Source organism: Mesorhizobium sp. CNPSo 4671 (genome assembly GCF_057784245.1).
On record NZ_JBWLUW010000004.1, the window covers coordinates 778,698 to 802,330 of the forward strand.

Sequence of the window (23,633 nt, forward strand, 5' to 3'; positions counted from 1 at the left end):
CGCAGACGTTTGGCGGGTGCTCCTCCTTCAAGGGATCGTGTGACAGCGGCTTGATCCGACAGGCCTGATCGACGTCACGTCCATGCTAGGGCTGGGCTTCGATTACGAGGACGGACATGGCCGGCACATCGCGAAAATACCCCATGCTGCGGCGTTCGCGCGCCATGCTGGGCTCACGGCGCGTCTGGCAGCCGCGGCTGGTGTTCTGAGCCGGCGCGCTGTCGATCGGCGTCATCAGCGTGCTGTTCGCGGTGCTGGCCGACAAGGCGCAGGCGCTGTTCCACATGATGATCGGCGACGGCGGCGGCCGGCGCTTCTATCTGCCGCTCATGGTCACGCCGCTGGGTTTCGTGCTGTGCGCGTGGCTCGCCCACGCCTTTTTCCCGGGCTCGCAAGGCAGCGGCATTCCGCAGGCGATCGCCGCGCGCCATTTGCGTGACGACGCTGATCGCAGCCACCTTCTGTCGCTGCGGCTGGCGGCGGGCAAGATCGCGCTCACCGTCGTCGGCCTGTTCTGCGGCGCTTCGATCGGCCGCGAGGGCCCGACCGTGCAGGTCGGCGCCTCGCTGATGCTGCAGGCGGCGCGCTGGGGCGGCATGGCGCAGGCGCGGGGCCTGATCCTGGCCGGCTCAGCCGCCGGCGTTGCCGCCGCCTTCAACACGCCGCTGGCCGGCATCGTCTTCGCCATCGAGGAGATGGGCCGCACCTACGAGGCGCGCACCAACGGGCTGGTGCTGACGGCGGTGATCCTGGCCGGCCTCGCCTCGCTCGGGCTGCTCGGCAACTACACCTATTTCGGCGTCTCGAAGGAGACAATCGCCTTTGGCGGCGACTGGCCGCTGGTGCTCGGCTGCGGCATCATCGGCGGCGGCTTCGGCGCGCTGTTCTCGCTGCTGGCGCTGAAGACCACGCGGCGGATCCGGCGGTGGCGCACGCAGCAGCCCTTGGCGCGTGCGCTGCTGGTGGCTGCTGTCTGCGGGCTTGGCGTGGCGGTGATCGGCATTGTCTCGGGCGGGCTGACCTTCGGCACCGGCTATGCGCAGGCGCGCGGCGCCGTCGAGGGCACGCCGCTGCCATGGTTCTTCTTCGTGGAAAAATTCCTCGCTGGGCTGCTGTCGATGGTTTCCGGCATTCCCGGCGGCATTTTCGCACCATCGCTCGCGGTCGGCGCCGGCATCGGCAGTTCGCTCGGCCTGCTGTTCGGCGCCAGCGCGGGTGCCGCCGCGCTGCTCGGCATGGCGGGCTATTTCGCCGGCGTCGTGCAGGCGCCGATGACGGCTTTCGTCATCATCCTGGAGATGACCGGCAATCACGACAATGTCATCGCGCTGATGCTGGCCTCGATGCTGGGCTACGGCACCGCACGCATGATCTCGCACGAGCCGCTCTATCACGCGCTGTCGCGGGTGTTCATCGCGGAGGCGATCCGGCGGCGGCGAGCGGAGGCAGCGCCAGAATCGGGCCACGGCTGAAAAGCAAGAGGCCGGACTTTGCGGCCCGGCCTTTTGGTTTCAGAGCGAAGTTTCGCCTACTTGCACTTGGCGATCGACGACAGCGCGGCCGAAATGCCCTTCAGCGAGAAGACATAGGAGGTGGGATTGCCGCGGCCGGACTTCGCCGTCACCTTCATGTCGGTGCCGGTCTTCATGGCGGCGATCAGCACCGGTTCCTCGGCGGCGTTCTCGACCCAGGCCGACTTGCCTTTCGTGAACATCGAGAAGGACTTCTTGTCGATGGTGACGGTGGCCTTGGAGCCTTCCTGGAAATTGTAGCCGGCGATGAATTGCGGCTCGTAGGACACCTGCTGGCCGGGCCGCTGGCTGACGAAGAAGAACATGTCGCCATGGTCGAGCGTCGGCGGCTGCTTGTCGGTCGGCACGGTGAGCACGTAGCAGACCTTGCCGCCCGATGCCTGGTAGCTGTAAGTGCCCCAGGCATTGTGCTGGCCGATCTTGGTCGCCTGCTGCGCCAGTGCCGGCGCCGCCGAGGCCGCCAGGACCAGGCTCGAAACGAGTGCTATCAATCCGCGCATTGTCTTTCCCGTATTCCAAATGGTGCGGAGGCGGGCCGCATGGCGTCCTGCCGTCGCTTCATTTTGATTTAATCTGGGTTACCAAACGGTGAATTTCCCTCAACAAAAGGACGCTCACCCCAGGAAACCGCCGCCATTCCCGCGCCACCGCCTCTTCAGCGGCCGGCGCAACGTCCCTTCGGCGACTTGGAGGCCACGAAAGCGGCAAGAGTTTGACTTTTCAGCTGGCCTCCAAGCGCCTCTGTTCACAGGGCGCGCGCCATTTGAAGGTGCTCAGCCCTTGTCGGCGATGGCGTCCTTGGCGGCCTGCCGATGCGCCGGCGTGATGTGGGCGCTGACGGCGGTGATCGCGGCGGTCAGCACGGCGATGTCGTCGGTGAAACCGAGGCCGAAGATGAAGTCGGGGATGAGGTCAAAGGGCAGGACGAAATAGCCGAGTGCCGCCACCAATATGCCCTTGGCGCGCAGCGGCGTGTTCTTGTCCATGGCGCAGTAGTAAGCGGCGACGACCTCTTCCATGAACGGGATCTGCCGCGCGGCCTTTTTCGCCGTGCGCCAGAATTTCTCGCGCACTTCGCTTTCGCCACCGAGCTTGTCGCCAAAGCCGAAGAAATCAAAACCGGGTTGTTGCGCCATCAATCACTCCTTGCGTGCGCGTCCTGGCGCATACCTCGCGAGGCAAAATGTGGTGAAAGGTGAACCCGGCTGCAAGATGCGGGTGCCAATTTGGATCGCCGCTCACGGCCAAGCGTACACTCAGTCGCCGAAATAGCGGTTCATCTTCTTGGCCAGCGCGATGTCGAGCGCCGTGACGCCGCCGACGTCATGGGTGTTCAGCGTCACGTCCACGGTCTTGTAGACGTTTGACCAGTCGGGGTGATGGTCCATCTTTTCGGCTGCCAGCGCGACGCGGGTCATGAAGGCGAAGGCTTCGGAAAAATTCTTGAACACGAAGCTGCGCCTGATCGAGGCACCGTCCGTGGCCAGCGACCAGCCGCCGAGTTCGGCAAGGGCGGCGTCGATGGCATCCTTGCTGAGTTTTTCTCTCGTCATGATGATTTCCCGTGCTATCTCGAATTTGACCCTCACCATAATGCAAGTTGCCCAAAAGTGCTTTGCGGTTTTGGGGTTCCAAATGCACAAACGGCGCATATCGAATGAGCATAAAGCCGATAAATTCCATACTCTTCGTCTGCCTCGGCAACATCTGCCGCTCGCCATTGGCCGAAGGCGTGTTTCGCACCGTGTTGGCGGAACGCGGGCGCGACATGCTACTGGACTCTGCCGCCACCAGCGGATGGGAGGTCGGCTCACCCCCTGATCCACGCTCGATCGCGATTGCCCTGCGTCACGGCATCGACATTTCCGGGCAGAGGGCACGCAAGGTCAGGCCGGAGGATTTCTCGCGTTTCGACCTGATCCTCGGCATGGACCGCTCGAACGTCGCCGATCTCAAAGCGCTGGCGCCCGCGCGGGACCGGGTGCAGCTGTTCCTGGAGTTCGCGCACGGGCAGGCGCGCGACGTGCCCGATCCCTATTATGACGGCCCGGAGGCTTTTGCCGAGGTTTACCGCATGATCCGCGAAGCGTCGGAGGCGCTGGCGACACGGCTGGCGGCGCGGGCGTCGGTGCCCGACAGCGGCCAGGCTTCCTCAACGATATAGGGGCCGCCGCCAACCGAATCGCGCGACGACATCAGGACGAAGCGGCCGATGCGGAAGGGTAGCGTCGAGAAATTGCCGCGCGCCGACAGGTATTGCGCGACATCCAGCGGGGTCGAATTGCGCAGCCGCGCAAGGGTGACATGCGGCATGAACTTGCGCGGATCGGCGGGAATGCCGAGCCGCTGGCAGATGCGCTCGATCTCGCCCTGAAGCGCTGCCAGATCGGGCGAGGCGGAGGCGCCGGCCCAGACAGCGTGCGGCTTTTTCTGGCCGAAAGCACCGACGCCTGACAAGGTCAGCGAGAAGGAGGGGCGGTGGACCCGGTCGAGCGCGTTGGCGATCTCGTCGGCGACGTGGCCGGGGACATCGCCGATGAAGCGCAGCGTCAGATGGTAGTTTTCGACATCGATCCAGCGGGCCCCGGGCAGGCCGCCCCGGAGCAGGGACAGCGAAAGGGCGGCGTCACGCGGAATTTCGAGGGCGGTGAAAAGACGCGGCATGAAGAGCCTCCCTTCCTCGAATCGAACTGTCATCCCTAGCGAATCATCGATAGTCAAACGGAGCAAGAGGTTTATTGGTCACACGCTTTGTTAAAAGTTTCCGCTAGGGAAGGCATTTTATCCGGCCTCACGAACCTCCGGGCGTCGCCGCGATGGCCTTCTCGACCGTCGGCAGGATGCGCTCGACCATCTGGTCGACCCCCTTGGCGTTCGGGTGCAGGCCGTCCTCGAGCCGCAGGCCGGGCTGGCCGGCGACGCCATCGAGGAAGAACGGATAGAGCGGAACGTCGTATGTCTTTGCCAGATTCGGAAAGATGGCGTCGAAGGCGTTTTGATAGTCGGCGCCGAGATTGGGCGCGGCGCGCATGCCTGCAAGCAGCACGGCGATCTTGCGCTTTTTGAGCTTGCCCAGCATCTCGTCGAGGTTCTTCCTGGTGATATCGGGCGAGACGCCGCGCAGCATGTCGTTGGCGCCGAGTTCGAGGATGACCAACTGAGTGCCGTCCGGCACCGACCAGTCGAGCCGCGCCAGGCCGCCGCTCGTGGTGTCGCCGGAAACGCCGGCATTGGCGACGGTCACGTCATGGCCCTTGGCGCGCAGGGCTGCCTGGAGCTTGTCGGTAAAACCCTCGCCGGGCCCGAGGCCGAAGCCCGCCATCAGGCTGTCACCGAAGCCGACGATCTTGAAGGGCTCGGCCCGAGCCGACGAAATGGCGCCGCAAAGGGCGAGGAAAAGGATCAGCCCTGCGGCTATCTGGCGTTTGAAAGACATGCGGCAGGCCCCATATGACAAAAACATTCTTCCGGGCGACGGCTTCCGGCAACCAGAGCCTTCATCCCTGATATAGGACGCTTTCATTTTGACAGAAGCCGTCATCGCGCTGAAAGACGTATCCTTGACGCTCGGCGAAGGCGCTTCGTCCGTGCATGTGCTGAAGGGCGTCAGCCTTGAGGTGGCGCGCGGCGAGGCGACCGGCATCGTCGGTCCTTCGGGATCAGGCAAGTCGACCTTGCTGATGGTGCTGGCAGGCTTGGAACGGGTCGATTCGGGTACGGTACGAATCGCCGGCGAGCTGCTCAACGGCAAAAGCGAGGACCAGATAGCTTCGTTTCGTGGCCGAAACATTGGCATTGTGTTCCAGTCCTTCCACCTCATCCCCAACATGACGGCGCTCGAAAATGTCGCGGTGCCGCTGGAGTTGGCCGGCCATGCCGATCCGTTTTCGGTGGCTGCGCGCGAGCTGGCGGCGGTCGGCCTGAGCGACCGCGTCACCCATTATCCCGGCGAACTTTCCGGCGGTGAGCAGCAGCGCGTGGCGATCGCCCGGGCGCTGGCGCCGTCGCCGCGCATCCTCATCGCCGACGAACCGACCGGCAATCTCGACCAGGCGACGGGGCGGCAGGTCGCGGACCTTTTGTTCGCCAAGGCGGCCGAGCGCGGCATGACGCTGGTGCTGGTCACCCACGATCCAGCACTCGCGGCGCGCTGCTCGCGCCAGGTGTCGATGCGCTCCGGCCGGATCGAGGCGCCGGCGCCCTTGAAGGTCACCGCCTGATGCCGCTGGCACGGATGCTGAAACTCGCGGTTCGCTTTTCGCTGCGCGAGATGCGCGGCGGCCTGTCCGGCTTCCTGATCTTCCTCGCCTGCATCGCACTCGGCGTCGCGGCGATCGGCGGCGTCAATTCGGTTGCCCGTTCGATCAGTGCCGGCGTCGCCGACCAGGGCCAGACGCTGCTTGGCGGCGACCTCCGCTTCCAGATCAATCAGCGTGACGCCAGCCAGGCCGAGCGCGGTTTCCTCGACGGGCTGGGCACCGTTTCGCGCACCGCCAGCATGCGCTCGATGGCGCGGCTTGCCGACGGCTCGGACCAGGCGCTGGTCGAGGCCAAGGCGGTCGAAGAGGCCTATCCGCTCTATGGCGCGCTGGAAACCGAACCGAAGCTGTCGAAGCAGGAACTGTTCGGCGAAGAATTCGGTGTTTTCGGCGCGGCGGCGCCCGATCTGTTGTTCGAACGGCTGCATCTCAAGCTCGGCGACCGGCTGAAGCTCGGCACCGCGACCTTCGAACTGCGCGCCAGGTTGGTCACCGAGCCGGATGCCGTGTCCGACGGTTTCGGCTTCGCGCCAAGGCTGATGATCTCGACCGAGGCACTGGCGGCGACCGGACTCGTGCAGCCGGGCAGCCTGGTCGAAAATGCCTACAAGGTCCGGCTGCCCGCCGGCGCCGACGAGGCGCGGCTCAAGGCCATCCAGGACCAGGCGGCGAAAGATTTTCCCGAGGCCGGCTGGTCGATCCGCACGCGAAGCAATGCAGCCCCGGCGCTCTCATCCAACATCGAACGCTTCTCGCAATTCCTGACGCTGGTTGGGCTGACGGCGCTGGTGGTCGGCGGGGTCGGCGTCGCCAATGCGGTGCGCGCCTATCTCGACGGCAAGCGCGGCGTTATCGCCACCTTCAAGAGCCTCGGCGCTTCCGGCGGCTTCGTCTTTGCTGTCTATCTCGTGCAGATCCTGATCATCGCCGCCCTCGGCATCGTGCTCGGTCTCGTGCTCGGCGCGCTGATGCCGTTTGTGGCGAGTGCCGCACTTCAGTCCGTCATCCCGGTGCCAGCGGAGGGCGGCTTCTATCCCGGCGCTCTCGCCATGGCGGCGCTGTTCGGCCTGCTGGTGACGCTGGCCTTCGCGCTTTTGCCGCTCGGCCGCGCCCGCGACGTGCCGGCGACAGCACTGTTCCGGGAGATGGGGCTGGAGGGCCGTGGTCTGCCGCGCCCCGTCTATGTCGCATCGGCCATCGGCATTGCGCTCATTCTGGCGGCACTCGCCATCCTGTTTTCGGGCGACCAGCGCATCGCCTCGATCTTCGTCGGCGCCACCATCTTCGCCTTCCTGGTGCTGCGGCTGGTCGGCGCGCTGGTGCAATGGGCGGCAAGGAAAAGCCCGCGCGTGCGCTTCGTGGCGCTCAGGCTCGCCGTCGGCAACATCCACCGGCCGGGCGCCCTGACGCCGTCGGTGGTGCTGTCGCTGGGGCTCGGGCTGACGCTGCTGGTTACGCTGGCACTGATCGACGGCAATCTCAGGCAGCAGATCTCCGGCAGCCTGCCGGAGCGGGCGCCGAACTTCTTCTTCGTCGACATCCAGGGCAGCGATGTTGATGCGTTCTCCGCATTGATCGGCAAGGAGGCGCCAAAGGGGACGCTGGCCAAGGTGCCGATGCTGCGCGGCCGGGTGATGGCGCTCAACGGCGTCGATGTCGACAAGGTCAAGGTGCCGGCCGAAGGCGCCTGGGTGCTGAAAGGCGATCGCGGCCTGACCTATGATGCCAGGCAGCCGGAAAACGCGACGCTGACGGAGGGCAAATGGTGGCCGGACAATTATACCGGCGAGCCGCTGGTTTCGTTCTCGGCGCAAGAAGGCAAGGAAATCGGGCTGAAGCTTGGCGACAGCGTCACCGTCAATGTGCTCGGCCGCAATGTGACGGCCAGGATCGCCAATTTCCGCCAGGTCCAATGGGAAACGATGGGCATCAATTTCGTCATGGTGTTCTCGCCCAACACATTCACCGGCGCCCCGCATGGCTGGATGGCGACGCTGACCGAAAAGAGCGCGACGGCGGCCGACGACGCGCGCATCCTCAATGCCGTCACCCGCGCCTTTCCGGCGGTGACGACGGTGCGGGTCAAGGACGCGCTCGATGTCGTCAACCGGCTGGTCGGCCAACTCGGCACGGCGATCCGGGCGGCGGCCGGCGTGGCGCTGATCGCTTCGGTGCTGGTGCTGGCCGGCGCGCTCGCCGCCGGCAACCGGGCGCGCATCCATGACGCGGTGGTGCTGAAGACGCTTGGCGCCACGAGGAGAACGCTGATCACGGCATTCTCTCTCGAGTACATGCTGATCGGACTGGCCACCGCCATCTTCGCGCTGGCGGCCGGCGGCATCGCGGCCTGGTACATTGTCGCCCGCATCATGACCCTGCCGTCGCATTTCATGCCGCAGGTGGCGGTGGCGACCATCGTCTTTGCGCTGGTGATTACGGTCGGCATCGGTCTTGCCGGCACCTGGCGGGTGCTCGGCCACAAGGCTGCACCGGTGCTGCGCGACCTGTAATTCCAGGGCCGGAGCGGCCATCCCGGATTAAATCTTGGTAAGGATGCCGGTTGGAAAGCCCGGGAATCGGCCTTTCGGCCTCTCACGAACCGTTACATCCGGTTACGGTCTTGTTCTTGACGCGAATAACCATCATATTTCGCCACAGGCATGCTGGAGCCCTGCCAGCGGCGCCTGGGTCCGCAAGAGGCCCGACACCGGACGGGGCAGAAGCAATAGAGGATTCCAATGGCTGATCCCATTCGCAACTATCAGACGTCGGCGGTGCCCGGCGTCCGCGCCGACATCGATCAGGGTCTGCGCGCCTATATGATCAAGGTGTACAATCTGATGGGGCTTGGCCTCCTCATCACCGGCCTTGCCGCCATCGGCACGATCATGCTGGCCACCACCACCGATCCGGCCTCGGCTGTCGCAACGCTGCCGAGCGGCGAGATGCTGACCTCCTTCGGCGTTGCGATCTTCGGGTCGCCCCTGCGTTGGGTGGTGATGCTGGCGCCGCTGGCCGCCGTGTTCTTCCTGTCGTTCAGGATCCAGTCGATGAACGTCGCTGCCGCGCAGACCACGTTCTGGGTCTATGCCGGCCTCGTCGGCCTGTCGCTGTCGTCGATCTTCCTGGTCTACACCTCGGCCAGCATTTCGCAGACTTTCTTCGCCACCGCGGCCTCCTTCGGCGCGCTGTCGCTGTTCGGCTACACGACCAAGCGTGACCTGACGGCGATGGGCTCGTTCCTGATCATGGGCCTGTTCGGCCTGATCATAGCGATGGTGATTAACATCTTCCTGCAGTCGTCGGCGCTGTCCTTCGCGGTTTCGGCGATCGGAGTGCTGATCTTCGCCGGCCTCACCGCCTATGACACGCAGAAGATCAAGGAGATGTATTTCGAGGGCGACGCTTCGGATGTCGCCGGCCGCAAGGCCATCATGGGCGCGCTGACGCTCTATCTCGACTTCATCAACCTGTTCATGTTCCTGCTGCAGTTCATGGGCGACCGCCGCTAAGGGTTCGCATCATGGTCTGACTGGACCATCGTGTTTGGAAAGGGCGGCCCAACGGCCGCCCTTTTCTTTTGCGCCGGTCTTTGCTGTTATCGCAGGCACATGGAAGGCTTGCATAAAGAATGAGCAATATCGTGATTCGGGCGGCCAATGCCGCCGACCTCGACACCATCACCGAAATCTATGCCGACGCGGTGACGCATGGCACGGCGAGCTACGAGCTGGAGCCGCCCAGCCGCGCAGAGATGGGCACGCGATTCGACACGCTCACGGCCGGCGGCTTCCCCTATCTGGTGGCGGAAAAGGATGGCGCCGTGCTCGGCTATGCCTATGCCGGCGCCTTCCGGCCGCGCCCGGCCTATCGCTTCATCGTCGAGGATTCGGTCTATGTCGCGCCTGAAGCCAAGGGCCAGGGCGTCGGCCTCATGCTGATGCAGAGCCTGATCGCGGCGGCCGAGGCGGCGGGCTTCCGCCAGATCATCGCGGTGATCGGCGACGGCCATACCGACAGCGCCTCGGTCAAGCTGCACGAAAAGCTCGGCTTTCGTCATTCCGGCCGGCTCGAAGGCTCCGGCTACAAACACGGGCGCTGGCTGGACACGGTGTTCATGCAGCTGTCGCTGAATGGCGGTGCGTCATTGCCGCCCGATCCGGCCTCTTTGCCGGAGCGGAAGTTTCGGGGGGAAGAGGAATTGAGGAACTGAAAAAAAATGATTTAATATCAGGCGTTTAGCGCCAAGTTCCTCAGTTCCTCCTCAATTCCTCGGTTCTTCGGTTCTTCGGTTCTTCGGTTCTTCGGTTCTTCGGTTCTTCGGTTGTTCGGTTCCTCGGTTCTTCGGTTCCTCGGTTCCTCGGTTCCTCAGTTCCTCAATTCCTCAGTTCCTCAATTCCCCAGTTCCCCTTCACGCCTCAACCACCCCCAGCTTGCTGTCGAAGACGCCAAGCACGCGGCCAAGCTCCTGGCCGCGTTTGAGGATGCGGCCGCCGGCGGCGATGACGGCGAAGGCGCCCTGCTTGCGGGCCAGTTTCGGATCCTTGACGATCTGGAACAGCGGTACTTCGCTGGCGCGGCGGAAGACGGAAAACACCGCCCTGTCGGTCAGATGATCGATGGCGTAGTCGCGCCATTCATTGGCGGCGACCATGCGTCCGTAGAGCCTGAGGATCTGGTCCAGTTCACGCCGGTCGAAGCGCACCGGCTGGTCGAGGCGTGCGTTGCGCGCCTCGTGCAGCGGGATCAATATTGCGGATGCGTCACCATCCCCCGTCCCGCCGCTGTCGTCAGTCATGCCTCGATCCTTCAAAATGAATCTTTGCCAACCAAAATTGGCCCCTTCGCGCCGCAATTGCAAGAGCCGGCGAAGCGACTGCAGCGGCGCGCCTTTTCCGTTACGTCCAGTCACGTTTGCGAAACGCATGTTGGAATTGGTGATGCTTCGCCACATTTCTGCCTTTTTTTATCCGCGCTCCTGCCCCAATGTCCGACGAATTTACCAGCGTTGCCTGAGACGGTTCGGTCCGGCACCGGCTCGTAAACCCCAAGCCCCCCGCCCACGGGTCTGCGTCGGATCGAACCAACCTCGGTTTTTCCTCGGAAGAATCGGGTGCGACGATCCCAAAACCTAAATGACCGGCGTCAGAAGCAAGCTGACGTCGGTTTTTTGTTGGCCTTTTTCCTTCTCCCCGTGTGGGAGAAGGTGGATCGGCGCGCAGCGCCGAGACGGATGAGGGGTGTTCCAGCTTGACGCCGGCGTTCGATCACCGCCACGGTTGCAGGTTGAGATCCTGTACGTAGGCGATGATGGTGGCGCAAACGCCGTTCAAATCCTTCAGCACGGCGTCGTTCCAAAAACGCAACACACGAAAGCCTCGCTTTCAGTTCCGCACTAACAGTGTCGTCGTACGCTGATTCAGCGTGTTGGCTTGTCGCGCCGAAGTGAGCGAGCGAAGCGACGTATGGCTGGTGGAACTGGCTGATGCGGCATTGCGCAAGATTAGTTCGACGTTGCGATCCGTCCAGCACCCCTCATCCGTCCCGGCGCTATCGCGCCGATCCACCACCCGGGGGCGAGCCGCGGGTCTCGCCCCGTCCTTCGGACCCCACAAGGGGAGAAGGAAGAGGCGTTACGGCTTGTGGATGAAGGCGGCGCCGAGGATGGGGCCCGGCATGCCGTCCTTGCCGACCGACTGCAAAAGCACGGCGCAGCCGCCCTTCTTGGTGATCTCGCTCAACGGCAATTCATAGCGTTGCGCCTTGCCGTGCCACATGCCGGCGGTCTGGATGCCGGTCACCGCGTTCCAGTAGGTCATCTTGCGGCCGGAGTTCTCGCCTTGGGCGATTTTGACCGTCTGTGGCGCATCGAAATAGACGATGACGACATGGGCGTCGTTGGGGCCGGCGCCGGCATCGCCGGCATCGATGATGACGCGGTCGCTGGTGCGGCTGACCTTGATAGGGACCCGAATGCCTTCGCCGCCTCTGGCCATGCGGGCGAGCGCGCCGTCGACCTCGCCGCGATTGGCGCCGTTGACGTGGACGCGGCCATTGAGGACCGCCTGCGGCGTATAGACGGAGCGGCTGCCGAAGGCGCGCATGTAGTCATATTGCCGTTCGGTGTTTTCCTTGCGGCTCAGCGTGTCCTTCCAGCCGAGATAGTCCCAATAGTCGACGTGATAGGAGAGCGCGACAATGTCTTCCTTGGTGGCAAGTTCGGCGAAGAAGGCATCGGCGGGCGGACAGGAACTGCAGCCCTGGCTGGTGAACAGTTCGACCACGCCGAGCGGCTTGTCGGGCTGGGATTTTTCGGCCTGGATTCTTTCGGACTCGGCGGCATGGCCGGCACCGGCAAAAGCCGAGAAGGCCAGCGCAAAGGCTGCCAGCCAAAGTGATCTTCGCCAGGCCATGACCATTCCAATTCCCGCCGGTGGCGCCGGCTTTGTTCTGATTGTCTGAAATATGTGGCAGAAGCGGAAGTCAACGGGAAGTCACGTTGCGGTGAAATTTTGCCATTGTGGCCACAGGTAAGGTCGCAATAGGAGAGGCACTGCATTTCACGACGTGGTTCGATTCGGGAGCGGCATCATCACCATGTGGCAAACTCTCCTGACCCCTGTCGATCTTTATTGCGAGCGGACCGGTCCTGGACTTTGGGCCGAGCCGGCTAATGCTTTGACCAACCTCGCTTTCATTGCCGCGGGATTGTGGGGCGTGCGGGAAGTACGCCGATGCAAGGCCGGCACCTTCGCCGAGGTGCTGGCCTGGTGGGTGGTGGCGATCGGCATCGGCTCGACGATCTTCCATACCTTTGCCACCAAGGGCACGATCTGGGCCGATATCCTGCCGATTGCCGGCTTCACCCTCGCCTATACGCTGTTCAATCTGCGCCGCTTCCTGCGCATGGAATGGGGCAAGGCGACCGCGGTCTTCGTCGTCTTCTATGCGGTGGCCGGGGCGATTACTTTCGCCGTGCCGGACTGGCTGCGCCAGGCGTCGAACGGTACGACAACCTATCTGCCGCCATTCCTGGCGCTCGCCTTCTTCGGTGTCTGGGTAGCAGTCAACGGCAACCGGGCCGGCTGGTACAATCTGGCGGGGTCGGCGATCTTCGTGGTGTCCGCCATCTGCCGGATGATCGACCCGATGGTCTGCGCCAGCTTTCCGCTCGGCACGCACTTCCTGTGGCACATCTTCAACGCGCTGATGTTGGGCGTGCTGCTGGCGGCGACGGCGCGGTTTGGGGCGCCGAAGGGCAGTAGGGCAGTAGGGCAGTAGGGCAGTAGGGAGATGACTTCCTTGCCTGCTCCCTTACTGCCCTATTCCCTTGCGACTATGCCGCCAGATCGCGCAGCACGTACTGCAAGATGCCGCCGTTCTTGAAGTAGTCGAGCTCGTCCAGCGTATCGATGCGGCAGATGATCGGCACGTTCTTCACCGTGCCGTCACCATAGGTGACCTTGGCGGTCATCGTCTGGCGCGGCTTGATGGCGCTCAATCCGTCGATCTCGACCAGTTCGTCGCCCTTGAGGTTGAGCGAGGCCCAGGACGTGCCTTCCTCGAAGACGAAGGGGATGACGCCCATGCCGACCAGGTTCGAGCGGTGGATGCGCTCGAAGGACTGGGCGATGACGGCTCGGACACCAAGGAGATTCGTGCCCTTGGCCGCCCAGTCGCGCGACGAGCCATTGCCGTATTCGACGCCGGCGAAGATGACCAGCGGCACGCCTTCCTTCTTGTACTCCATCGCCGCGTCGTAGATCGATTCCTCTTCCTTCGACGGATAGTGGATGGTGTAGCCGCCCTCGCGGCCGTTCTCGCCCAGCATGTGGTTGCGGATGCGGATGTTGGCGAAGGTGCCGCGCATCATAACCTCATGATTGCCGCGCCGCGTGCCGTACTGGTTGAAGTCGGCCACGCCGACGCCGTGGTCGGTGAGGTATTTGCCGGCCGGCGAGGCGGCCTTGATCGAACCCGCCGGCGAGATGTGGTCGGTGGTGATCTTGTCGCCGAACAGGCCGAGCACGCGGGCGCCCTTGATGTCGCCGATCTTGCCGAACCCTGCGGTCATCCCGGCGAAATAGGGCGGGTTCTGCACATAGGTCGAATTGTCGTCCCAGGCATAGGTCTGGCCTTCCGGCGCCTGCACCTTCTGCCAGTGCTCGTCACCCTTGAAGACGTCGGCATATTTGCGGGCAAAAAGCTCGCGGGTGACGTTCTTCTCGATGAACTCCTGGATCTCGGCCGAGCTCGGCCAGATATCCTTGAGGTAGACCGGATTGCCGTTCTTGTCCTCGCCGAGTGGCTCGGTGGTGAGATCCTTGGTGACCGTGCCGGCCAGCGCATGCGCCACGACCAGCGGCGGTGACGCCAGATAGTTGGCTTGCACGTCGGGCGAGACGCGGCCTTCGAAATTGCGGTTGCCGGAGAGCACGGCGGCGGCAATCAAGCCCTTGTCGTTGATGGTCTTGGAGATCGGCGCCGGCAGCGGGCCGGAATTGCCGATGCAGGTGGTGCAGCCGAAGCCGACCAGGTTGAAGCCGATCTGGTCGAGCTCCTTCTGCAGGCCGGACTTTTCCAGATATTCGGCGACCACCTGGCTGCCGGGGGCGAGCGACGTCTTCACCCACGGCTTCTGCTTGAGGCCGAGGCGGTTGGCGTTGCGGGCCAACAGGCCGGCGCCGATCAGCACGCTCGGGTTCGAGGTGTTGGTGCAGGAGGTGATGGCGGCGATGACGACGTCGCCATGGCCGAGATCATGGTCGGTGCCTTCGACAGCGTAGCGTTTGGAGATTTCGGCGGCCTTCTTGTATTCGGTCTCCATCGCCTTGGCGAAGCCGGCCGGAATGCCTTCGAGCGCGACGCGGCCCTCGGGGCGCTTGGGGCCGGCCATGGACGGCACGACGCTGCTCAGTTCGAGTTCGAGCAGGTCGGTGAAGACCGGGTCGGCCGAGCCAGCCTCGCGCCACATGCCTTGCGCCTTGGAATAGGCCTCGACCAGCGCGATGCGGCTTTCCTCGCGGCCGGACATCGTCAGGTAGCGGATGGTTTCCGAATCGACCGGGAAGAAGCCGCAGGTGGCGCCATATTCGGGCGCCATGTTGCCGATGGTGGCGCGGTCGGCGAGCGTCATGTTGGACAGGCCCGGGCCGAAGAACTCGACGAACTTGCCGACGACGCCCTTCTTGCGCAGCATCTGGGTGACGGTGAGCACGAGGTCGGTGGCGGTGACGCCTTCCTTCAGCTTGCCGGTGAGGCGGAAGCCGATGACTTCGGGCAGAAGCATGGAGACCGGCTGGCCGAGCATGGCCGCCTCGGCCTCGATGCCGCCGACGCCCCAGCCGAGCACGCCGAGGCCATTGATCATGGTGGTGTGCGAATCGGTGCCGACGCAGGTGTCGGGATAGGCTGTCGTCTCGCCGTCCTCGGTGTTGGTCCATACGACCTGGCCGAGATATTCGAGATTGACCTGGTGGCAGATGCCGGTGCCGGGCGGCACGACGCGGAAGTTGCGGAACGCCTGCTGGCCCCATTTCAGGAACTTGTAGCGTTCCTCGTTGCGCTCATATTCGAGCTCGACATTGCGGGCGAAGGCCAGCGGCGTGCCGAATTCGTCGACGATGACGGAATGGTCGATGACGAGGTCGACCGGCACCAGCGGGTTGATCTTCTGCGGGTCGCCGCCGAGCGAAGCCATGGCATCGCGCATGGCGGCAAGGTCGACGACGGCCGGAACGCCGGTGAAATCCTGCATCAGCACGCGGGCCGGGCGATAGGCGATCTCGACGCCGGCAGTGCCCTTGTCGGTCAGCCAGCCGGCGACCGCCTGGATCGATTCCTTGGTGACGGAGCGGCCGTCCTCGTTGCGCAACAGGTTTTCCAGCAGCACCTTCATCGAATAGGGCAGCTGGGCAATACCGGTGAGGCCGTTCTTCTCGGCCTCGATGAGGTCGAAATAGGCATACTCAGTGCCGCCCGCGGTCAGCGTGCGACGGCAATTGAAACTATCGAGGGATTTTGACACGTGCGATCCGTCCTTGTCTGTTCAGCCTGAAAGGGAACGGACGCCGATGGCATGCAATCACGCGCAAAGGTGCGGGTACGGCCATTTCCGCTGTCCGTTCCCAAGCAACCCGAGCCGTTCAAGGCGGCGCGTGCGCTGGTTCGGCGCAAATTCTGTTCCCGCGCCGACCGCTGGCACGGATGCACCGCATATAGAGAATTTTCTGGAATAGTTCTAGACAGTCGGAGAGCAAATTTGTGCGATGCGGCAGCGCTCGCGAAACATTGTTTTCAGGGCAGGCGAGGGATGCGGCTTATCGCCGAAAATCTGGGCGGCGAACGCGGCGGCGAGGCGGTTTTTTCCGGCATTGGTTTTGCGCTGGACGACGGCCAGGCGCTGGTCGTCACCGGGCCGAACGGATCGGGCAAATCGACCTTGCTCAGGATCATTGCCGGGCTGCTGCCGAAGGCGGAAGGCCGGCTGCTGCTCGAAGGCGGCGGTGAGGCGTTTCCGTCGATCGCCTCGGCCTGCCATTATCTCGGCCACCAGAATGCGATGAAGACGGCGCTCAGCGTGGCGGAAAACCTGCGGTTCTGGCGCAATTTCAATGGCGGCGGCGATGTCGGCGCCGAGGAGGCGCTGGAGACGGTCGGTCTGGGGGGTATCGGCCATCTGCCGTTCGGGTATTTGTCGACCGGGCAAAGGCGGCGCGCTGCGATTGCGAAATTGCTGGTCAGCCATCGGCCGTTGTGGTTGCTGGATGAGCCGACGGCGGGGTTGGACAAGGCTTCGGAGGAGCGGTTTGCGCGGCTGATGATGAAACACTGCGCCGAGGGTGGGATGATTGTCGCGGCGACGCATCTGCCGTTGGGGTTGGAGGGGGCACAGGCGTTGGTGATGGGGCAGTCCTTTTGATGACAGCACTCTACGGCGCCCCCCTCTGTCCTGCCGGCCATCTCCCCCATGAGGGGGGAGATTGGATGCTGTCTCGGCTTTCGACAATCTCCAGCATTGTAAGAGGTGCGCCTTCGGCGAAATTGCCGATCTCCCCCTTCGTGGGGGAGATGGCCGGCAGGCCAGAGGGGGGCGCCACAGAACACCGTCCTCAACAAGGGACCACATGGTAATGTGGTCCCTCTTCGCCCGCGACATCCGCCTCAACATTCGCGCCGGCGGCGGCGCGCTGACCGGCGTCATCTTCTTCCTCGCCGTTATCGCCACCATTCCTTTCGGCGTCGGGCCGGACCTGAAGTTGCTGGCCCGCATCGGCCCGGCGATCCTGTGGATCGGCGCGCTGCTTTCCTGCTTGCTCGGGCTTGACCGGCTGTTCCAGGCCGATCGCGAGGACGGCTCGCTCGATCTCCTGGTGCTCGGCAACGACCGGCACATGCTGGCGCTGACCGTATTGGTGAAATGCCTGGCGCACTGGGCGGGCAGCGTGCTGCCGCTGGTCGTCGCCGCGCCGCTGCTCGGCCTGTTCATGAACATGGAGCCGCTGGCGATCGGCGCGACGGCGCTGACCCTGCTGGTCGGCACGCCGGCCATCACCTTCATCGGCGCCGCGGGTGCCGCGGTGGCGGTGGCGCTGCCGCGGGGCGGGCTGCTGATCTCGGTGCTGGTGCTGCCTCTAACCATCCCGGTGCTGATCTTCGGCGTTTCGGCAAGCTATGGCGCGACGGCCAATCCCGATCCGTTCCTGCAGCCCTTCCTCATTCTTGCCGCGCTGACGCTGTTTCTTGCCGTGCTGGGGCCGGTCTCGGCGGCGCTGGCGCTGCGGCATGGAACGGATTGATGTGGCCGCACAGGGCGCGACGCGGCGTCCGATTGCGAAGCCGAGGGCGCAAAGCTATGGGAAGGCGATGATCGAGCACGGTGAAGCAATAGCGGAAGATCATGTGGGGTGCGTCGCATGAGTGCGCATGCGCTCTATGTCACCGCAGCCTATGGCATCACGGCGGTCGTGCTGGCCGGGCTGATCGGCTGGATCCTGTTCGACCAGCGGGCGCGCAAGCGCGAGCTTGCCGAGCTCGAAGCGGCCGGCGTGCGGCGGCGTTCCGACAAGGCGGAGAAGCCATGAGCAGCGAAACCGAAACGCCGCCACCCAGCCGCCGCCTGTTCGTGCTGTTGCCGCTGCTGGTCTTCCTCGGCCTCGCCGGCCTATTCCTGTCGCAGCTTTTGTCTGGGCGCGATGTCTCGGAAGTGCCCTCGGCGCTGATCGGCCTGCCGGCGCCGCAGACCAATTTGCCGGCACTGGAGGGGTCAAGCCTGCCAGGGCTCGATTCGAAGGCCTTTGCCGGCAAGGTCACGCTGGTCAATGTGTTCGCATCATGGTGCGCGCCATGCCGCGAAGAGCATCCGGTGCTCTTGGCGCTGGCGCAGGACAAGCGGTTCGTGATGGCGGCGCTGAACTACAAGGACCAGCCGGAAAACGCCCGCCGGTTCCTTGGCGACCTCGGCAATCCGTTCCAGGCGATCGGCGTCGACGAAGCCGGCCGCGCGGCGATCGACTGGGGCGTCTACGGCGTGCCGGAAACCTTCATCGTCGGCAAGGACGGCAAGATCGCCTACAAGTTTGTCGGCCCGCTGACGGCGGAGTCGGCGCGGGATCTGCTGCTGCCGCAGATTGAGAAGGCATTAGCCGCACCGAACTGACGGCGCTATCTCGCCTTCGTCATCCTAGGGCGAAGCAAGGAGCGAAGCGACGCGGCGCAGACCCTAGAATCCATGCCGGGACGTCGGTCAAAGGATACTTCAGATCAGAATAGGCGTTGCGTACAGCGGTAGACAGAAATTCTGCACCGCTGCGGCGCTCGAAGAGCACGGCATGGATCCTTGGGTCTTCGCTCCGCTTTGCGTCGCTACGCCCAAGGATGACGAACGTGATTGGTCGACCGAATACTCAGCCGTAGATCTGCTTGTGGATCTGGTAGAGCATTTCCGAGCGGTCGGCGCGCATGTCGGCCAGATCGCGGCTGGTGAAGCTGTCGATTTCGGCGACGAGACGGTTGTAGTGCTTGCGCTTGGCGATGCTGCTGCGAGCGCGGGTCATGAGATCGTTGAAGATCATAGCAAGGGTCCTTTCGTGCCGCATTCTGGCGGCGGGTTTCTTCCTCCCTTGGTCAATACGGAACATGACATAGGAATGGTGCATTGCAAAAAGAAGATGTTGCAATGCACCATTGCGCGCAGCGCATAGCCGGTTAATCGAACCCTAAGGCGCGTGGCCACGGGCCAGACCTGGGCCGCACCCGTTCCTCTCCGTTTTGTCATACAAATTGCGACGGCCGCGTCTTGCCATATCGATCGTGGGCTGGCTTGATCCGGTTTCACGTGATGCCGGGAGGAAATACATGGCGGCCGCAGATTACTATGAAGTTCTCGATCCGCGCTTCGCGCGCCTGTTCAACGGCAACGCGCAGGTGGACAAGCTGTTCACCGGATGCCGCTGGGCGGAAGGACCGGCCTGGTTCGCCGCCGGGCGCTACGTCGTCTGGTCCGACATCCCGAACAACCGCATGCTGCGCTATGACGAGACGGACGGCAGCGTCAGTGTCTTCCGCCAACCGTCGGGCAATTCCAACGGCAACACCGTCGACCGGCAGGGCCGGCTGGTCACTTGCGAGCATTCGGGCCGCCGCGTCAGCCGCACCGAATATGACGGCTCGGTCACCACGATCGCCGCCAAATGGAAGGGCAAGCGGCTGAACTCGCCCAACGACGTGGTGGTGAAGTCCGACGGCTCGATCTGGTTCACCGACCCGACCTATGGCATCGACACCGACTATGAGGGCGACAAGGCCGAGAGCGAGATCGGCGCCTGCTACGTCTACCGGGTCGATCCCGACAGCGGCGAGGTCGAGGCCGTCATTACCGACATGGTGAGGCCGAACGGGCTTGCCTTCTCGGTGGATGAAAGCCTGCTCTATGTCGTCGATACCGGCCGCACGCATGGTGCTGAGAACCCCGCGCATATGCGGGTGTTCAACATCGGCAAGCACGGCAAGAAGGTTTCCGGCGGCAAGGTCTTCGCCGACTGCACCGCCGGCCTGTTCGACGGCTTCCGGCTCGATGCCGACGGGCGCATCTGGACAAGTGCCGCCGACGGCATCCATTGCTACGATCCGGACGGCACGCTGATCGGCAAGGTCAAGGTGCCGGAAGTGACCGCCAATTGCGTGTTCGGCGGCGCCAAGCTGAACTGCCTCTACATCGCCGGCACCACCTCGCTCTATTCGGTGCGGCTGATGGTGAACGGGGCCAAGACTTTTTGAAGCTATTCGGCACGCTCCTCTGGCGGGTCTTGATGGCATTGCTGCGCATACCCGGGTCGCCAGTTGCGTCCCGGCCGCCGGAGCTGCCGCCATCCAGTTCGCCGGAGAGGATCTCGAAGCAGTCTCTTGCCGGTATCAGGCACAATCCGAGGGGAGGACGTCATGCCATTCGTCAACATCCGCATCGTCAAGGAAGTGATCGCCGCCGATCCGGCAGGCAAGAAGGCTGACATCGCCAAGAAAGTCACGGCGGCCATCATGGAGGCCACCGGGCTCGGCAATAACGATGTCTGGGTGGTCTTCGAAGAGGTCAACGCCCGCGATTGGTATGTCGGCAAGACCGATGTCGAGACGTTGCGGAAGGGGTAGGTCTTCCCTTCTCCCCTTGTGGGAGAAGGTGGATCGGCGCGGAGCGCCGAGACGGTTGAGGGGTGGGTGACGGAGTGCTGTCGGCGCCAAGCTGGAGCACCCCTCATCCGACCTCGCTTCGCGAGGCCACCTTCTCCCACAGGGGGAGATCTCCAGTTCGCCCTCATAAAGCGCGAACGACATCGTCCGCATGATCTCGGCCAAGGCGGCGCGGGCGAATAGCGAGCGCGGCGAGGCGTGGACCAGCATGGCCGGTTTGTCCACGGCGGCGTCGCGCGAGACCAGCCAGTCGAGCGCGTTCTTCAGCCCGCCGGGCACGCCATGGGCATATTCGGGGCAGGAGACGATGATGCCGTCGGCACTGGTGACGGCGTCGATCAGGAAGGCGGCCTCGGGCGGTGTCCGCTGGCCCTCGTCGTCGGGGTTGAAGATCGGCAAGCGGCCGAGCCCGTCATAGACGGTGACGCGGCAGCCGGGCGGCGCGTTGCGTGCCAGTGCCGCGACCAGGGCCGAATTGGTGGAGGCCGCGCGCAGGCTGCCGGAGATGGCGAGGATGTTCAGCAAGGTATGGAGCCAGTCAGGACGAATCGACGTCCGCAAAACCTACCACATCGTCTGCTTGTATTCCTCGTCGAGCCAGCGGTCGGTCGCATCGGCCGACTCGGCAACCACCAGCTGGTCGCGCAGGATCTGGCCGAGCGTCGGCAGCGTCGAGCGGTCGTACCACCTCTCCGGCTTCCACAGATCGGAGCGCATGAAGGCCTTCGCGCAATGCATGTAGGCCGCCTTGACCGTAACCACGACGACGCTTTGCGGCTCCTTGCCGTCGACGACGAGGCGTTCGCGCAAACCGGCATCGACGGTGATGCGGGCATCGCCATTGACGCGCAGCGTCTCGTTCATGCCGGGGATGAGGAAAAGCAGGCCGACCGAGGGATTGCGCAGGATGTTCTCCAACGTATCCAGCCGGTTGTTGCCGGGCCGGTCGGGGATGGCGATGGTCCTGTCGTCGAGAATGGCGGCGAAACCGGGCTTGTCGCCCTTGGGCGTCACATCGGCATTGCCTTCGCCGTCTGACGAGCCGATCAGCACGAACGGGCTCTTGCCGATGAAGGAACGGCAATGGCCGTCAAGCGCCTTCAATTCCTTGCGGATCGAACCGTCGGTGGGCCGGGGCGTCTTGTAGATCGTCCGCAATTCCTCGCGCGTGGTGACGAATTCCATGGCCCTCTCCCCTTTTGTTTTGACGCAATTCCTGTGGGAAAACCGCTTCACACTTTTCCTGGAATTGCTTTACTTGCCGGCCTTCTCTTCCCCGCCTGCCTTGTCGTCCAGTGAATGGCGCAGGATCAGCGGCATCTGGCTGAAGGTGAACAGAAGCGTGATCGGCATGATGCCCCAGACCTTGAAGGTAACCCAGGCGTCGGTGGAAAAATTGCGCCACACCACTTCGTTGACGACGGCCAGGAAGATAAAGAACAGGCCCCAGCGGAAGGTGAGTTTGCGCCAGCCTTCGGCATCGAGCTTGAAGGCCGAATCGAAGACATAGCCGAGCAGCGACCTACCGAAGTAGAGGCCGCCCAGCAGCACGCCGCCGAACAGCGTGTTGACGATGGTCGGCTTCATCTTGATGAAGATGTCGTCCTGCAGATAGAGCGTCAGCGCGCCGAAGATGAAGACGACGACACCTGACACCATCGGCATGATCGGCAGCGTGCGCGTCAGCAGCCAGGAGGCGATGAGCGCGATGGCCGTGGCGGCCATGAACAGGCCGGTGGCGACGAAGATCGGGCCGCCGAATTCACCGAGAACAGGAAATTTCTGCACCAGCCATTCGCCGCGCGCATTGGCGAAGAAGAAGACCAACAGCGGCCCGAGCTCCAGTACCAGCTTGAGCACGGGATTGACGCCTTCCTTCTTCTCTTTCTGCGGGTCGGACGGATCGCGTTCGAGAATGGGTGGGTTCATGATCTTCCTTCTTACGCACGATCCCGTTGAAAAGGGATCCTGCCGTTACGCCACTCCAGCGATCGCCCTGGCGAATTCGCTTGCGGAGAAAGGTTCGAGGTCGTCGACTTGTTCGCCGACGCCGATGAAATAGACCGGCAGTTTGTGCTTTGCCGCGATCGCCACCAGAATACCGCCGCGCGCCGTGCCGTCCAGCTTGGTCATCACCAGGCCGTTGACGCCAGCGATGTTGCGGAAGATCTCGACCTGGTTGAGCGCGTTCTGGCCGGTGGTGGCGTCGACCGTCTGCAGCACGGTGTGCGGCGCTTCCGGATCGAGCTTGCCGAGCACGCGGACGATCTTTTCCAGTTCCGCCATCAGCTCGGTCTTGTTCTGCAGCCGGCCGGCAGTGTCGATGATCAGCACGTCGGAGCCGGCTTCTTTTGCCCGTTCGAAGGCGTCATAGGCGAGGCCGGCGGCATCGGCGCCGAGCTTGGAGGCGATGACAGGCGATTTCGTCCGCTCGCCCCAGATCTTCAATTGCTCGATCGCGGCAGCGCGAAAGGTGTCGCCGGCGGCGAGCATCACCGACAGGCCGCCATCGGTCAGTTTCGCCGCCAGCTTGCCGATGGTGGTGGTCTTGCCGGTGCCGTTGACGCCGACCACGAGGATGACATGCGGCTTGTGCGAGAGATCGAGCTCCAGCGGCCGGGCGACAGGGGTCAGCACCTTCTCCACCTCGGCCGCCATGACGGTACGGACATCCGTATCGGAGACGTCCTTGCCGTAGCGGCTGGCGGCCAGCGCGTCGGTGATACGAAGCGCGGTTTCCATGCCGAGATCGGCGCGGATCAGCACGTCTTCCAGGTCTTGCAGCGTCTCCTCGTCGAGCTTGCGCTTGGTGAAGACGCCGGCGATGTTGCCGGTCAGTTCGCGCGACGAACGGGCAAGCCCGTCCCGCATGCGCTGGAACCAGGAGCGCCGCGGCGCCGGCTCCGGCGCCTTCACCGGCTCGGCCTTCTGCTCGACCTTTTTGGCGACGGTCACCTTGCCGGGCGCGGGTTTTGGTTCGGGCAGGGGTTGGGGTGGGACCGGTGCTACCTTAGCGATGACAGGCCGCGGCTCGACCGCCGGGGGCGCAGCTTCGACCGGCGTGCGCTTTACCTCCCCCTCGATGGCGGAGGTCCCGAGCGCAGCTCGGGGGTGGGGGTGACTGGCGCCGGCGTCGGCGCCTTGGCCCCCCCCCCCC

26 protein-coding genes and 1 pseudogene are annotated in these 23,633 nt (G+C 64.0%); 13 read left to right on the plus strand and 14 right to left on the minus strand.

Features of this window, described 5'->3' with window-relative positions; all coding sequences use genetic code 11:
* Positions 1 to 218: 218 nt before the first annotated feature.
* On the plus strand, positions 219 to 1,472 hold the full coding sequence (locus tag AC04SF_RS15830) for a chloride channel protein (protein WP_488478619.1): 1,254 nt from the start codon (positions 219 to 221) through the stop codon (positions 1,470 to 1,472).
* A 56-nt stretch (positions 1,473 to 1,528) separates the two neighbouring features.
* On the opposite strand, the gene AC04SF_RS15835 is transcribed toward AC04SF_RS15830, so the two are convergent.
* From AC04SF_RS15835 to AC04SF_RS15845, 3 genes are all read right to left on the minus strand, one after another.
* On the minus strand, positions 1,529 to 2,032 hold the full coding sequence (locus AC04SF_RS15835; protein ID WP_096451751.1) for an invasion associated locus B family protein: 504 nt from the start codon (positions 2,030 to 2,032) through the stop codon (positions 1,529 to 1,531).
* 273 nt (positions 2,033 to 2,305) lie between these two features.
* Positions 2,306 to 2,668 (minus strand): YkvA family protein, encoded by a 363-nt coding sequence (locus AC04SF_RS15840; protein ID WP_096451749.1) that lies wholly within the window; start codon positions 2,666 to 2,668, stop codon positions 2,306 to 2,308.
* A 120-nt stretch (positions 2,669 to 2,788) separates the two neighbouring features.
* Positions 2,789 to 3,085, minus strand: coding sequence for a 4a-hydroxytetrahydrobiopterin dehydratase (locus AC04SF_RS15845; RefSeq protein ID WP_488478569.1), 297 nt, complete (start codon positions 3,083 to 3,085; stop codon positions 2,789 to 2,791).
* Between the two features lie 104 nt (positions 3,086 to 3,189).
* Between AC04SF_RS15845 and AC04SF_RS15850 the strand changes: the two genes are divergently transcribed.
* Entirely contained in the window at positions 3,190 to 3,696 is a 507-nt protein-coding gene (locus AC04SF_RS15850; RefSeq protein WP_488478570.1) for a low molecular weight protein-tyrosine-phosphatase, read from the plus strand.
* Here the strand turns inward: AC04SF_RS15850 and thpR are convergent.
* Together thpR and AC04SF_RS15860 are read right to left on the minus strand one after the other, a co-directional pair.
* Positions 3,600 to 4,196 carry an RNA 2',3'-cyclic phosphodiesterase gene (gene thpR / locus AC04SF_RS15855; protein ID WP_488478571.1) on the minus strand — a complete coding sequence of 199 codons (597 nt, stop codon included), beginning with the start codon at positions 4,194 to 4,196 and terminating at the stop codon, positions 3,600 to 3,602. The two genes, AC04SF_RS15850 and thpR, sit on opposite strands and share 97 nt — an antisense overlap.
* 127 nt (positions 4,197 to 4,323) lie before the next feature.
* Positions 4,324 to 4,968: an arylesterase gene (locus AC04SF_RS15860; protein WP_488478572.1), complete on the minus strand. Its 645-nt coding sequence runs from the start codon at positions 4,966 to 4,968 to the stop codon at positions 4,324 to 4,326.
* Positions 4,969 to 5,056: 88 nt separating this feature from the next.
* Between AC04SF_RS15860 and AC04SF_RS15865 the strand changes: the two genes are divergently transcribed.
* The 4 genes from AC04SF_RS15865 to AC04SF_RS15880 all read left to right on the plus strand — a co-directional run bounded on the left by AC04SF_RS15865 (position 5,057) and on the right by AC04SF_RS15880 (position 10,004).
* Positions 5,057 to 5,752: an ABC transporter ATP-binding protein gene (locus tag AC04SF_RS15865; RefSeq protein WP_488478573.1), complete on the plus strand. Its 696-nt coding sequence runs from the start codon at positions 5,057 to 5,059 to the stop codon at positions 5,750 to 5,752.
* Positions 5,752 to 8,301 carry an ABC transporter permease gene (locus AC04SF_RS15870; RefSeq protein WP_488478574.1) on the plus strand — a complete coding sequence of 850 codons (2,550 nt, stop codon included), beginning with the start codon at positions 5,752 to 5,754 and terminating at the stop codon, positions 8,299 to 8,301. Before AC04SF_RS15865 ends, AC04SF_RS15870 begins: the two co-directional genes overlap by 1 nt.
* A 228-nt stretch (positions 8,302 to 8,529) precedes the next feature.
* Positions 8,530 to 9,303: a Bax inhibitor-1/YccA family protein gene (locus AC04SF_RS15875; protein ID WP_488478575.1), complete on the plus strand. Its 774-nt coding sequence runs from the start codon at positions 8,530 to 8,532 to the stop codon at positions 9,301 to 9,303.
* Between the two features lie 119 nt (positions 9,304 to 9,422).
* Entirely contained in the window at positions 9,423 to 10,004 is a 582-nt protein-coding gene (locus tag AC04SF_RS15880; RefSeq protein WP_488478576.1) for a GNAT family N-acetyltransferase, read from the plus strand.
* Between the two features lie 198 nt (positions 10,005 to 10,202).
* Here AC04SF_RS15880 and AC04SF_RS15885 read toward each other — a convergent pair whose 3' ends face one another.
* The 3 genes from AC04SF_RS15885 to AC04SF_RS15895 all read right to left on the minus strand — a co-directional run bounded on the left by AC04SF_RS15885 (position 10,203) and on the right by AC04SF_RS15895 (position 12,210).
* Positions 10,203 to 10,589, minus strand: a complete 387-nt coding sequence (locus AC04SF_RS15885; RefSeq protein WP_488478577.1) for a DUF2794 domain-containing protein — start codon at positions 10,587 to 10,589, stop codon at positions 10,203 to 10,205.
* Between the two features lie 469 nt (positions 10,590 to 11,058).
* Positions 11,059 to 11,160: a hypothetical protein gene (locus AC04SF_RS15890; protein WP_488478578.1), complete on the minus strand. Its 102-nt coding sequence runs from the start codon at positions 11,158 to 11,160 to the stop codon at positions 11,059 to 11,061.
* Positions 11,161 to 11,424: 264 nt separating this feature from the next.
* Positions 11,425 to 12,210 carry a DUF1223 domain-containing protein gene (locus AC04SF_RS15895; protein ID WP_096451733.1) on the minus strand — a complete coding sequence of 262 codons (786 nt, stop codon included), beginning with the start codon at positions 12,208 to 12,210 and terminating at the stop codon, positions 11,425 to 11,427.
* A gap of 178 nt (positions 12,211 to 12,388) precedes the next feature.
* Between AC04SF_RS15895 and AC04SF_RS15900 the strand changes: the two genes are divergently transcribed.
* Positions 12,389 to 13,072, plus strand: a complete 684-nt coding sequence (locus tag AC04SF_RS15900) for a ceramidase domain-containing protein (protein WP_488478579.1) — start codon at positions 12,389 to 12,391, stop codon at positions 13,070 to 13,072.
* 55 nt (positions 13,073 to 13,127) lie between these two features.
* Here the strand turns inward: AC04SF_RS15900 and acnA are convergent, their stop codons facing one another.
* A complete protein-coding gene (acnA, locus tag AC04SF_RS15905; protein WP_488478580.1) occupies positions 13,128 to 15,818 on the minus strand; it encodes an aconitate hydratase AcnA in 2,691 nt (896 codons plus the stop codon).
* Between the two features lie 285 nt (positions 15,819 to 16,103).
* Here acnA and ccmA point away from each other — a divergent pair, with 285 nt between their 5' ends.
* The 4 genes from ccmA to AC04SF_RS15925 all read left to right on the plus strand — a co-directional run bounded on the left by ccmA (position 16,104) and on the right by AC04SF_RS15925 (position 18,449).
* Positions 16,104 to 16,712, plus strand: a complete 609-nt coding sequence (ccmA, locus tag AC04SF_RS15910; RefSeq protein ID WP_488478581.1) for a heme ABC exporter ATP-binding protein CcmA — start codon at positions 16,104 to 16,106, stop codon at positions 16,710 to 16,712.
* A 211-nt stretch (positions 16,713 to 16,923) separates the two neighbouring features.
* The gene (gene ccmB, locus AC04SF_RS15915; protein WP_488478582.1) at positions 16,924 to 17,589 is read left to right on the plus strand and encodes a heme exporter protein CcmB; all 666 of its coding nucleotides are present in this window, start codon (positions 16,924 to 16,926) and stop codon (positions 17,587 to 17,589) included.
* Positions 17,590 to 17,706: 117 nt separating this feature from the next.
* Positions 17,707 to 17,874: a heme exporter protein CcmD gene (ccmD, locus tag AC04SF_RS15920; protein ID WP_488478583.1), complete on the plus strand. Its 168-nt coding sequence runs from the start codon at positions 17,707 to 17,709 to the stop codon at positions 17,872 to 17,874.
* Positions 17,871 to 18,449, plus strand: a complete 579-nt coding sequence (locus AC04SF_RS15925; protein ID WP_488478584.1) for a DsbE family thiol:disulfide interchange protein — start codon at positions 17,871 to 17,873, stop codon at positions 18,447 to 18,449. The genes ccmD and AC04SF_RS15925 overlap by 4 nt, the downstream gene beginning before the upstream one ends.
* Positions 18,450 to 18,696: 247 nt before the next feature.
* Here AC04SF_RS15925 and AC04SF_RS15930 read toward each other — a convergent pair whose 3' ends face one another.
* Positions 18,697 to 18,864, minus strand: coding sequence for a hypothetical protein (locus AC04SF_RS15930; RefSeq protein ID WP_095202681.1), 168 nt, complete (start codon positions 18,862 to 18,864; stop codon positions 18,697 to 18,699).
* Between the two features lie 283 nt (positions 18,865 to 19,147).
* On the opposite strand from AC04SF_RS15930, the gene AC04SF_RS15935 reads away from it, so the two are divergent.
* Positions 19,148 to 20,068 carry an SMP-30/gluconolactonase/LRE family protein gene (locus tag AC04SF_RS15935; RefSeq protein ID WP_488478585.1) on the plus strand — a complete coding sequence of 307 codons (921 nt, stop codon included), beginning with the start codon at positions 19,148 to 19,150 and terminating at the stop codon, positions 20,066 to 20,068.
* A gap of 162 nt (positions 20,069 to 20,230) precedes the next feature.
* Positions 20,231 to 20,437, plus strand: a complete 207-nt coding sequence (locus tag AC04SF_RS15940; protein WP_488478620.1) for a tautomerase family protein — start codon at positions 20,231 to 20,233, stop codon at positions 20,435 to 20,437.
* Between the two features lie 123 nt (positions 20,438 to 20,560).
* Here AC04SF_RS15940 and AC04SF_RS15945 read toward each other — a convergent pair.
* The 4 genes and pseudogenes from AC04SF_RS15945 to ftsY form a co-directional block, all read right to left on the minus strand.
* Positions 20,561 to 21,001, minus strand: a pseudogene (locus AC04SF_RS15945) (NADPH-dependent FMN reductase); the annotation flags it as partial.
* 39 nt (positions 21,002 to 21,040) lie between these two features.
* Positions 21,041 to 21,661 carry a pyridoxamine 5'-phosphate oxidase family protein gene (locus AC04SF_RS15950; protein WP_488478586.1) on the minus strand — a complete coding sequence of 207 codons (621 nt, stop codon included), beginning with the start codon at positions 21,659 to 21,661 and terminating at the stop codon, positions 21,041 to 21,043.
* Positions 21,662 to 21,730: 69 nt separating this feature from the next.
* Positions 21,731 to 22,405, minus strand: coding sequence for a septation protein A (locus AC04SF_RS15955; protein WP_488478587.1), 675 nt, complete (start codon positions 22,403 to 22,405; stop codon positions 21,731 to 21,733).
* 45 nt (positions 22,406 to 22,450) lie between these two features.
* Positions 22,451 to 23,633 (minus strand): signal recognition particle-docking protein FtsY (ftsY, locus tag AC04SF_RS15960; RefSeq protein WP_488478588.1); only part of this gene is annotated, 1,183 nt, incomplete at its 5' end.